Genomic DNA, 10,592 nt, shown 5'->3' on the forward strand with positions numbered 1-10,592 from the left:
GGGCAGTCGAGGAACGGCCGGGTACCGAAGCTGTGGTCGAAGTGCGAGTGGGTGATCGCCACCGCCCACGGGGCGGAGGTCACCCGCCTGACCGGAGTCGCTCTCGCTCCAGCCGTGCGAGGCGAGCCATTCGAGCGGGCCGCCGAAACGGTTGTCCAGGACGTGCAGGAACTGCTCGATGTACTCGGGCCTCGGACGGTGGTCGTCGGCCGGGCGGTTGTCGAGGTCGTCACGGTAGGTGGCGCTGGAACGCAGCCGGGCCAGGATGCCCTCCAGGCGGTCACCCGTGGCGATGTAGTCGGCGACGATCGCCTCCCGGGTGGCACCGGCGACCTCCAGTGCGAGGGCGCTGACGACACCGGTGCGGTCCTTGCCCGCCGCGCAGTGCACGAGGGCCGCGCCGTCGTCGCGGGCCATGGCGCGCAGGGCCGCCAGGACCGAGTCGGGACGGTCGCGGAGGTAGGCGTAGTAGTAGCCGGTCACCCGCAACTCGGCGAGGTCCTCCTCGTCCCGCGCCGTCCAGGGCAGCACCCGGTCGCCCTCGATGGTGTCGGCCTCGACATCGGTGTACCTGCCGCCCTCGGCGAACAGGGTGAGGTGGTGGATGCTCACCTCCGGCACCCCGGTGAGCGGCCCCGGCCCCTCCAGGCGCACCTCGGGACCCGAGCGCAGGTCGACGACGTTGCGGAGCTTCAGGTCGGCGACGAGCAGCTGAATGTCCCGCTCGGTCAGCCCCTGCAGGTTGTCGGCCCGGTAGATGCGGCCGAAGCGTGTGATCCCGCCGTCCACCGTGGCGAGCCCGCCGAGGTCGCGTACGTTGACGGCACCTTCAAGATCAATCCAACGTGTGAAGTCGTTCATCGCCGCCAAGTTTATACGCCCCTTTACGTATGGCCAGTTAACACATAGGACCTATTTCCGTAATTGCCGATGTCCATGTACCGCGTCCGTAAATGCACCGCATTTTTCTCCATGAGGAAGAGTGAAGGTGCCCGCCTGTGTCCCGACGCAAGGAGATCACGTGGATCCGAGGAGACGCACCCCGCATCTGCTGATCGATCCGGCTCTGCCCGAATCGATCTCCTCGGTCCTGCGCGCCGGCCCGCAGGCGCTGCGCGCGGCCCGGCTGGGGCACATCCCCGAAGCCAGGAGCCCCGATCTCGTCAAGGCGTTCGCGATCGCCGGGCTCCTGCTGCTCATGGCGGTGCTGAGCAGCACGGGAGGCCTCCTCGCCGCCCTCATCCTGATCTTCATCGCCGTGCTGCGCGGCCTGAGCGACGACCCCCGGAGCCTGCGCGAGCGGCGGCGCGTCCGGCTGGCCGTGGAGCACCGCGACCGGTTCGTCCTGCCCGAGGACCTCGACGCCGACTGCGGCGACCTGCTCCGCCGCGCGCAGGACGCCACCAAGACGGTGCTCGACTCCCGGATCAACCGGTCAGGGCTGCTCGATACGATCGACAACGCGGTGACGCTGCCCGCGCAGACCTGGCAGATCGCCACGAAACTGGTGCGGTTGTCGAAGCTGAGGGCCGAGCACCACCGCCTCGTACCGGACGCGCCCCCACCGGAGGTGGCCGAGGCGTTCACCCCCTATGTCGGGGCGCTGAAGGCCGCCGAGAGCTCGCTGACCAGGCGGATCCGCGCGCTGGAGGAGTACGCCAGGCAGGTCCGCAAGGCCGACGGCCTCTACCTCGCCCACCGGCAGCTTCAGGTGCTCGCCGAACGGACCCCGCAGTACGAGGCACTGGTCGCCGAGACGGCGGAGGACGCGCTGGCCGTTCCCGACCTGGAACGCCTGACCGAGCAGGCCCGGCAGATCAGGGAGTTGTTCCACAAGAGCATCGACGAGGCCCGCGGCGCCGCCAGGCATCTGCTGACGACCGCCGACCCCTGAGTCGGCCAGTCGTGAAGGGGGACGCTCAGCCCTCCGCACGGCGCAGGAGTTCCAGGGTGCGGTCCATCCCCGCCTGGTTGCCGAGGCTGCGGTAGATGTCCTGGGCCTGGCGCAGGGCGTCCACCGCGGCCTGCCGCTCACCCGCCTCCAGATACGCCTCCCCCAGGTAGCGCAGGCTCCTGGCCATCCACCAGCGGTCACCCAGCTCCTCGAAGTCGCGCACCGCCCGCAGCAGCGACTCCTGCGCCTCTCGCGTGCGGCCGAGCCGCCCGTGGGCGCGTCCCGCCGACAGCTCGGCCCTGGCGACGCCCCACGAGTCGCCGAGCGCGGTCAGCATCTCGGTGGCCCGGCGCACGTAGGTGAGCTCGCGGAGCGCGTTGGCCGGGTTGCCGACCTCCCCTGCCGCGCGCAGGCACCTGGCCTCCTCCCACAGCTCGCCGCGGAGCCGGAACATCTCGGCCGCCCGGTCCAGACTGAAACCGGCCCTGGCGAATGCCTCCTCGGCGGCGCGGCTGTCACCGGCGGCGTGCGATCCCCTGGCCGTCACACCGAGCACCTCCCCGTAGGCGCGCAGCGTCTGCGCCTCCGAGTAGCGGTTTCGGTCACGCTCGAACACCTCCAGGGCCTCCTCCAGCAGTTCGCGCGCCTCCTCGGGCCTGCGCTGGGCGAGCCTGAGCTCCGCGAGGTTGCGCCGGGTCCTGGCCGTCCACCAGCGGTCCTCCTCGCCCTTGAAGGCGGTGACCGCGCCGATCAGGTAGCCCTGTCCCCGGTCCAGGTTGCCGTTGTTGAACAGGGTCATGCCGACCGTGCGCATCGCCCGCGCCGCCCACCAGGACTCGCCGAGGTCGGTGAAGATCTCCAGAGCCCGTTCGGCGTCCGCCGCGGCGCTGTGGTGGCCGCCCTGGCCGCCCGCCACCGCCGCCCGGTCCAGCAGCGCGATGCCCAGCGCCCGCCGGTCGTCCATCCGCTCCGCGGCCTCGCACAGGATCTCGGCGACCGCCCGCCAGTCGGACCAGTAGGCCCGCAGCGAGTGGCAGAGCGAGCAGAAGGCCCGGCCGAGCCCCCAGGCCAGCTCCCACATCTCCATGCTCCTGGCCTGGCCGATCACGGCGACCAGGGTCAGCCGCTCGGCGTTGAGCCAGTCGGCCGCCGAGACCTGGGCCTGCGTCACCGCTCCCGGCCCACCGGGCCTGGCCCTGCGCCCCCAGTCCTGTGGCCAGCGGGCCACGGCCGCCGTCTCCGCGCGGCGGCGGTAGCCGGACAGGACCCGCTCGATGGCGGCCCGGCGGTGACTCTCGTCGTCGTCGGAGAATGCCAGCTCACGGGCGAAGATCCGGACGAGGTCGTGCAGCCGGTAGCGCATCGTCCCGGACAGGTCGGTACCCGAGCACTCGGCGAGCTGGGCGTCGATGAGCGCCTCCAGCTGGTCGGCGCCCTCGGGTTCCGAGGTGGCGAGCAACTCCCCCGCCACCCAGCCGGGCACATCGGGAGCGCTCAGCAGACTGAGCAGGCGCAGCAGGCGGCGCTGCAGGCCGGTGCAGTCGTCGTAGCTCAGCTGGAGGGAGGCCCGCACGCTCTTGTCCAGCCTGCGGGCGATCTCAAGCTGGTCCAGGCGGCGGCGCTCGTCCCGCAGCCGGTCGGCGAGCCGGCGCAGCGTCCAGTTCTCCCGGGTGGCCAGGCGTCCGCCGCAGATGCTGATGGCCAGCGGCAGGTGGTCGCACATCCGTACGATCTCCTGGGCCGACTCCAGGTCGGCGGCGACCCGGTCGTCCCCGGCCAGCCGGGCCAGCAGCTCGACGCCCTGCGCCTCGCTGAACACCGACAGCCGCTTGTCGTAGGTGTTGAGCAGGAACAGCGGCTGCCTGGAAGTGATCAGGACCGCGCACCCCGGCTCGGCCGGGATCAGGTCCTTGACCTGGTCGCCGTCGTGGGCGTTGTCCAGGCAGATGAGGATGCGCCTGCCCTTGGTCCAGGTCAGCCAGAGCGTGCGGAGCTCGGCGAGACCTCCGGGGTCGGTGGTGAGCCGGACGCCGAGCGCGCGCAGGAAACCGATCAGCACCTCCTCCGGACCGACCGGAGCCTCCACCTCGCCGCGCAGGTCCGCGTAGAGGCGGCCGTCGGGAAAGCTCCCGGCGATCTCGTGGCCGAACCTGGCGGTGAGCACGGACTTGCCCACCCCGCCCCTGCCGTACACCGAGACGACCAGCGGCGAGGCGACCTCGGTGGGCGTGGTCCCGAGGCCGAGCCTCGCGAGACTCCCCAAAACCGCTTGTCCGTCATCCGTGACCGTCTGGCGGCCCGGGACGCGCCCGGGAGGAGGACACCTGGTCCGGGCGGTCAGCGGACCTTCCCCAGCTGCGGTTGACCGGGCTTTTCCCGGGTGGAGGGCCCGCGGTGTCGCAGCAGCACCTCGGCGAGGAGTTCGGCGAGGTGGACCGGCCGCGCGCGGGTGCCGGACTCGATCTGGGTACGGCAGGAGAACCCGTCGGCGAGGATCCTGGTGTCCTGGCCTGCGTCGCGCACGGCGGGCCACAGGCCCAGCTCGGCTATCCGGGTCGATATCTCGTGGTGCCCGCGTTCGAAGCCGAAGTTGCCGGCGAGGCCGCAGCAGCCGACGTCCAGTACGTCGACCTCGACCCCGACGCGTTCCAGCAGCCTGGCGTCGGCGTCGAAGCCCCAGATGGCGTGCTGGTGACAGTGCGGCTGGGCGATCGCGTGGATCCCCGTGCCCGGTGGCGGAGCGGTCGGCACCCGGTCCAGCAGCATCTCCGCCAGCGATCTGGTCTGTTCGCCCAGCAGCTTCACGTCGGGGTCGCCGGAGAGCAGTTCGGGCGCGTCGGAGCGCAGGACGGCCGCGCAGCTGGGCTCCAGCGCGACGATCGGCATCCCCCGCCGCAGCCGGGGCGCCAGCGCCGCCACCGTCCGGCGCAGGACGCGCGCGGCCATGGCGAGCTGGCCGGTGGAGATCCAGGTGAGCCCGCAGCACAACGGCACCGGTGGCACCTCGACCCGGTATCCGTACGCCTCCAGCAGGCGCACCGCCGCCTTGGCCGCGCCGGGATTGAAGTTGTCGGTGAAGGTGTCCGGCCACAGCACGACCTGGTCGCCTCCGGCCATGGGCCGGTGGTCCCTGAACCAGTCGGTGAAGCGCTGGGCGGCGAACCGTGGCAGCTCGCGGCGCCGGTCCACACCGCCGGCGAGCTTGACGATCCGGGCCAGGCCGGGCGCGTGGGTGAGCGCGTTGACCGCCCCGGGCGCGGCCGAGGCGAGCCTCGCCCACAGCGGCAGCCAGCCCATCGAGTAGTGCGCGGCCGGCCGCGGCCGCCGGCGGTAGTGATGGGAGAGGAACTCGGCCTTGTAGGTGGCCATGTCCACGTGGACCGGGCATTCGCCCCGGCATCCCTTGCAGGCCAGGCACAGGTCGAGCGCCTCGTGCACCTCCTCGGAACGCCAGCCGCCGGTGATGGTCTCGCCGCGCATCATCTCCATCAGGATGCGGGCCCGGCCGCGGGTGCTGTGCTTCTCCTCCCGGGTGACCCGGTAGCTGGGGCACATCACCCCGCCTGAGCTGGAACGGCATTTGCCGACGCCGACGCAGCGGGCGGCGGCGTGGGTGAACCGGTGATGGTCCGCCGGGTAGTCGAAGTGCGTCTCCGGTTCCTTCGGGTGGTAGTCGAGGTGATCGAGGTTCTCGTCCAGCCGGTACGGTTTGACGATCTTGCCGGGGTTCATCCGCCAGGTGGGATCCCAGATCCGCTTGAAGTCGCCGAACAGCTGGACGATCTCGTGGCCGAACATGACCGGCAGCAGCTCGCCGCGGGACTGCCCGTCGCCGTGCTCGCCGGACAGCGACCCTCCGTAGGAGGCGACGAGGTGCGCGGCCTCCTCCACGAACCGGCGGTACTTCGCCACCCCCTCAGGATCGTCCAGATCGAACGGCGTGCGGGTGTGCACGCACCCCTGCCCGAAATGCCCATAAAGAGAACTGTTGTGGTAGCCGAACCTGCGCAGGAGTTCCTGGAAGTCGCGCAGGTAGTCGCCGAGCCGGTCCGGCGGGACCGCCGCGTCCTCCCACCCTTCGTGGGTGTCCGGGTTGTCCGGCGGGTAGGCGGTCACCCCCAGCCCGGCCTCACGGATCCTCCATATCCGCTCCTCATCGGCCGGATCGTCGAAGTAGGCGGTGTGCGCGCGCCCGGCGCTCTCGGCCAGCCTCCGGGCACGGTCGTCGGCCTCCTGCCGGCTGGCGCCGCCGAACCGCACCATCAGCCAGCCGGACCCCTCGGGCAGCCTGTCCAGCACGTCCTCGCCGGCGACCCGCTCCACCCTGGCCAGGTCCATCAACTCGTGGTCGAGCCCCTCCAGGGCCAGCGGCCGGTGCGTCACGATCTCCGGCACCATGTCGCCTGCCGTGGCGAGGTCCGGGTAACCCAGCACCACCAGCGACTGGAACGGCGGCACCTTGAACAGCCTGATCTCCGCCTGCAGCACCGTGACCAGCGTCGACTCGCTGCCCACCAGCGCCCGGGCCACGTTGAAACCGTTCTCGGGCAGCAGCGAGTCCAGGTTGTAGCCCGAGACGCGACGCGGAATGTCCGGATAACGGGTACGGATCAGCGCGAGGTGCTCGTCGCGCAGCTCCCGCATCGCCCGGTAGATCTCCGCCCTCCGGCCGCCCTGCCCGAGGATCCGCTCGTACTCCTCGTCGGAGGTCTCGCCGACCCACATGCGCAGGCCGTCGTAGGTGAGCACCTCCAGGCGGATCACCGAGTCGACCATCTTCCCGTACGCCTGCGCCGAGGCCCCGCACGAGTTGTTGCCGATCATCCCGCCGATCGTGCAGGTGTCGTGAGTGGCCGGCTTCGGGCCGACCATCAGCCGGCGGTCCGCGAGCTCGGCGTTGAGGTCGTCCAGGCAGGCGCCCGGCTCGACCAGCGCCCGCTCGCCGTCCACCGACAGCAACCGCGTGCAGTACTTCGACCAGTCGATCACCACGCCCTCGTTGCAGCACTGCCCGGCCAGGCTGGTACCACCGCCGCGGGAGTGCACCGGCACCTCGTACTCGTGGCAGACGCGCACCGCCTGGACCGCGGCGTCAACGGTACGGGGCAGCACGACCACGGACGGCGTCTGCCGGTAGTTCGAGGAGTCGTGGGCGTAGGCGGCCAGCGACCCCTCGTCGCACCGCACCTCTCCGTCCACCCGCGCACTAAGATCGCGATAAAGCGACATGTTTACCCACATACCCGGCATATCGCCAAGGAAATGGCAACGTTCCGGCATGAATCAGATCTTGCCGGAGGCCGGACGCGATCAGCCGACCCGGTACGGCTCGGCATCGGCGCGGCGCAGGGTGAGGCCGTGGCCGGGTGCGTCGGGACGGAGCCGGACGCTGCCGCCGGTCGGGTCGAGGACGCCGTCGAAGAACATCGACTCGATGCGCACGTGGTCGTGGAACCATTCCAGGTGGCGCAGGTTGGGAGTGGCCGCGGCGGCGTGCGCGTGCAGGTGCGGTGCGCAGTGGCCGGAGATCTGCAGGTCGTGCGAGGCCGCGACGGCGGCGACGCGGAGCCATTCGCTGATGCCCCCGCAGCGCGACACGTCGGCCTGCAGGCAGTCCACCGCCCCCGCCTGGCACATCCGCCGGAAATAAGTGAGGTCGTACCCGTATTCTCCGGCCGCGACCTCGGGCAGGACCGCGTCACGGACCTCACGCAACCCGCGGAGGTCATCGGAGGAGACCGGCTCCTCCAACCAGCGCACGTCCAGGTCGGCCGCCTCACCCATCACCCGGACGGCCTGCTTGACGGTGTAGGCACCGTTGGCGTCGACGAACAGCCCGGTGTCGTCGCCGACGACCTCCCTGGCCAGGCGCATCCGGGCCAGATCCCGGCCTGGATCGGCGCCCCACGACTCGCCGATCTTGATCTTCACTCTGGGAATCCGCCGTTCCCGGGTCCAGTGGACGAGCTGCCGGATCAGCCGCCGGTCGTCATAGGTGGTGAAACCGCCGCTGCCATAGACCGGAAGCTCCTCGTGCACCGCGCCGATCAGCCGGTGCAGCGGCAGCCCGAGCAGGCGGGCCTTCAGATCCCACAGCGCCACGTCCACGGCGGAGATCGCGTATCCGACCGCACCCGGCCTCCCGTCGTTGCGAACGGCACGGACCATCGCCCGCCAGGCTCCGGCGATGTCCAGCGCGGCGCGGCCGAGCACCGCCGGAGCGAGCCGGTCGCCGATGACGGCGGCGCAGGCGGCGGGCCCGTACGTCCAGCCGAGGCCGGTGCCTCCGGCCGCCCGCACCCGCGCCAGCACGATCGTGGTCGAATCCCACGCCAGCGTCCCGTCGGCCTCGGGCCCGTCGGTCGGGACGGTGTAGACGCTCGCCTCGACCGACTCGATCGGCGGGTCGATCACCTGCCGTCGCCGTCGTCACGGTGCGGCAGGAACTCCTGAACCTTGGTCTTGATCCCTTCCCTGATGACGCCCCAGCGGTTCTCATCGCCTCGCAGGAGCGCCTCGGCGGTGTCCTTCATCTGCTCGAAGCTCGCGTGCGGCGGAATCGGCGGCACATCCGGATCGACGTGCACGTCCAGGAGCATGGGCCGGTCGGCACTCAGCGCCTGCTCCCAGGCCGGCCCGATCTGGTCGGGCCTGTCGACGGTGACGGCACCCAGGCCGAGAGAGGCGGCGAAGCCGGCGTAGTCCACGTCGGGCAAGCTCTGCGACTGCGGGAACTTGGGCGCGCCCTGCATGGCGCGCATCTCCCAGGTCACCTGGTTGAGGTCGTTGTTGTGCAGCACCGCGACGACCAGTCGCGGATCGGACCACTCCCGCCAGTAGCGCTTGACGGTGATGAGCTCGGCCAGGCCGTTCATCTGCATCGCACCGTCACCGGCGAACACGATCACCGGGCGGTCCGGACAGCCGAACTTGGCGCCGATCCCGTACGGCACGCCCGGCCCCATGGTGGCCAGCGTGCCCGACAGCGAGCCGCGTACGTCGCCGCGGAAGCGCAGGTTACGGGCGTACCAGTTGGCGGCCGAACCGGAGTCGGCGGTGACGATCGCGTTGTCGGGCAGCCGCACGGACAGCTCGTGGAACAGGCGCATCGGGTTGATCGGCTTGGCCTCGACCATCGCCTCCATCCGCACGGTCTCCCACCACCGCTCGACGCCGGCCTCAATGCTCTTGCGCCAGGACCGGTCCTCCTTGGGTTCCAGCAGCGGGATGAGCGCCCGCAGGGTGACGGCGGCGTCTCCGACCAGGTTCACCTCGTAGGGGTAGCGCATGCCGATCTGCTTGGGATCGATGTCGATCTGCACGGCCCGCGCCTGGCCGAAATCCGGCATGAACTGGGTGTAGGGGAAGCTGGAGCCGACGGTGAGCAACGTGTCGCAGTCGTTCATCATCTCGTAGCTCGGCCGGGTGCCCAGCAGCCCGATCGAGCCGGTCACGTACGGCAGTTCGTCCGACAGCACGTCCTTGCCCAGCAGCGCCTTGGCCACGCCCGCCCCCAGCAGCTCGGCGACCCGCTGGAGCTCCTCACGAGCCCCGCGGGCACCCGCACCGGCCAGGATCGCGACCCGATCACCGGCGTTCAGCAGGTCCGCGGCATGGCGGAGCGCGGTGCCGTCGGGAGAGATCGCCGGCCAGTCGACGCCCAGGCTGGAGGGCACCATCTTGAACGCGTGGCCCGGCGCGGAGTACTTCAACTCCTGCACGTCGGCGGGCAGGATGACCGCGGTCGGCGCCCGCTCGGCCAGCGCCACCCGAATCGCCCGGTCCAGCACGTTCGGCAACTGCTCGGGCACGGTGACCATCTGCACGTAGTCCCCCGCCACGTCCTTGTACAGCGACAGCAGGTCGACCTCCTGCTGGTAGGAGCCGCCCATCGCGCTGCGGTTGGTCTGGCCGACGATCGCCACCACCGGGACGTGGTCGAGCTTGGCGTCGTAGAGCCCGTTGAGCAGGTGGATCGCGCCCGGTCCCGAGGTCGCCGCGCAGACGCCCAGGCGGCCGGCGAACTTGGCGTAGCCGACCGCCTCGAACGCGCTCATCTCCTCGTGCCGCGCCTGGACGAACCTCGGCCGGTCACCGGCCCGTCCCCAGGCGGCGAGCAGGCCGTTGATGCCGTCGCCCGGATAGCCGAAAACCCGCTCGACTCCCCATTCGCGCAGGCGTTCCAGCACATGGTCGGCAACGGTCGTCGACGCCATCGGTCATTCCCCCCAAGGATCAGGCGACAGCCCTCCCCAGGACGTCCCCCTCGACCTCGCCTACCCGCCAACCGGCCGCTCTACCGTTGCGTTTGACGAACCGGGGGCAAATAGAGGTGATGACAGTGTTCAAGGGCGGCATCCACCCGCTGCGCGAATACGCGGTGATCGCCGACGGCGAGCGCGCCGCGCTCGTCGGCCCGGACGGGGGCTGCGCGTGGATGTGCTTCCCCTCGTGGGACTCACCGGCCGTCTTCAGCACGCTGGTCGGCGGCGCGGGAGGCTACTGGGTACGGCCCGAGGACGAGTGGCGGGTGTGGGGCGGCTACTACGAGGAGCGCGGTCTGATCTGGCGGAGCCGCTGGGTGACCGGCGACGGAGTGGTGGAGTGCCGGGAGGCGCTGGTCCGTCCGGCCGACAGCGACCCCGGACGGCGCAGCGACCACACCGTCCGCGGCCCGGTTTCGCATGCACCACGCGGC

The 10,592-nt window shown here is 71.0% G+C and carries 7 protein-coding genes; 2 read left to right on the forward strand and 5 right to left on the reverse strand.

The genetic code is table 11. From position 1 onward, the window contains the following. Positions 1-861 (reverse strand): tyrosine-protein phosphatase (locus ABZ260_RS37245; protein ID WP_355626927.1); only part of this gene is annotated, 861 nt, incomplete at its 3' end. Positions 862-1,021: 160 nt separating this feature from the next. Here ABZ260_RS37245 and ABZ260_RS37250 point away from each other — a divergent pair. Next, positions 1,022-1,894 (forward strand): hypothetical protein, encoded by an 873-nt coding sequence (locus ABZ260_RS37250; protein ID WP_355626929.1) that lies wholly within the window; start codon positions 1,022-1,024, stop codon positions 1,892-1,894. Between the two features lie 25 nt (positions 1,895-1,919). Here ABZ260_RS37250 and ABZ260_RS37255 read toward each other — a convergent pair whose 3' ends face one another. From ABZ260_RS37255 to ABZ260_RS37270, 4 genes are all read right to left on the reverse strand, one after another. Continuing rightward, positions 1,920-4,157, reverse strand: coding sequence for a tetratricopeptide repeat protein (locus ABZ260_RS37255; protein ID WP_355626930.1), 2,238 nt, complete (start codon positions 4,155-4,157; stop codon positions 1,920-1,922). A 74-nt stretch (positions 4,158-4,231) separates the two neighbouring features. Then, positions 4,232-7,123: an FAD-binding and (Fe-S)-binding domain-containing protein gene (locus tag ABZ260_RS37260; RefSeq protein WP_355626932.1), complete on the reverse strand. Its 2,892-nt coding sequence runs from the start codon at positions 7,121-7,123 to the stop codon at positions 4,232-4,234. A gap of 81 nt (positions 7,124-7,204) precedes the next feature. Then, complete coding sequence (locus tag ABZ260_RS37265; protein ID WP_355626934.1) at positions 7,205-8,308, reverse strand: enolase C-terminal domain-like protein; 1,104 nt, start codon at positions 8,306-8,308, stop codon at positions 7,205-7,207. Continuing rightward, positions 8,305-10,110: a thiamine pyrophosphate-requiring protein gene (locus ABZ260_RS37270; RefSeq protein ID WP_355626935.1), complete on the reverse strand. Its 1,806-nt coding sequence runs from the start codon at positions 10,108-10,110 to the stop codon at positions 8,305-8,307. The genes ABZ260_RS37265 and ABZ260_RS37270 overlap by 4 nt, the downstream gene beginning before the upstream one ends. Positions 10,111-10,229: 119 nt before the next feature. Between ABZ260_RS37270 and ABZ260_RS37275 the strand changes: the two genes are divergently transcribed. Then, on the forward strand, positions 10,230-10,592 hold a 363-nt coding region (locus ABZ260_RS37275; RefSeq protein WP_355626937.1), incomplete at its 3' end, for a trehalase-like domain-containing protein.

The organism is Streptosporangium sp. NPDC006013, assembly GCF_040614275.1.
In the GTDB taxonomy this organism is placed as follows: domain Bacteria; phylum Actinomycetota; class Actinomycetes; order Streptosporangiales; family Streptosporangiaceae; genus Streptosporangium.

Excerpts from the sequence above, each read along its gene's own strand:
- ABZ260_RS37260 (WP_355626932.1), bottom strand. The coding sequence starts at position 7,123 with ATGTCGCTTTATCGCGATCTTAGTGCGCGGGTGGACGGAGAGGTGCGG.
- ABZ260_RS37270 (WP_355626935.1), bottom strand. The coding sequence starts at position 10,110 with ATGGCGTCGACGACCGTTGCCGACCATGTGCTGGAACGCCTGCGCGAA.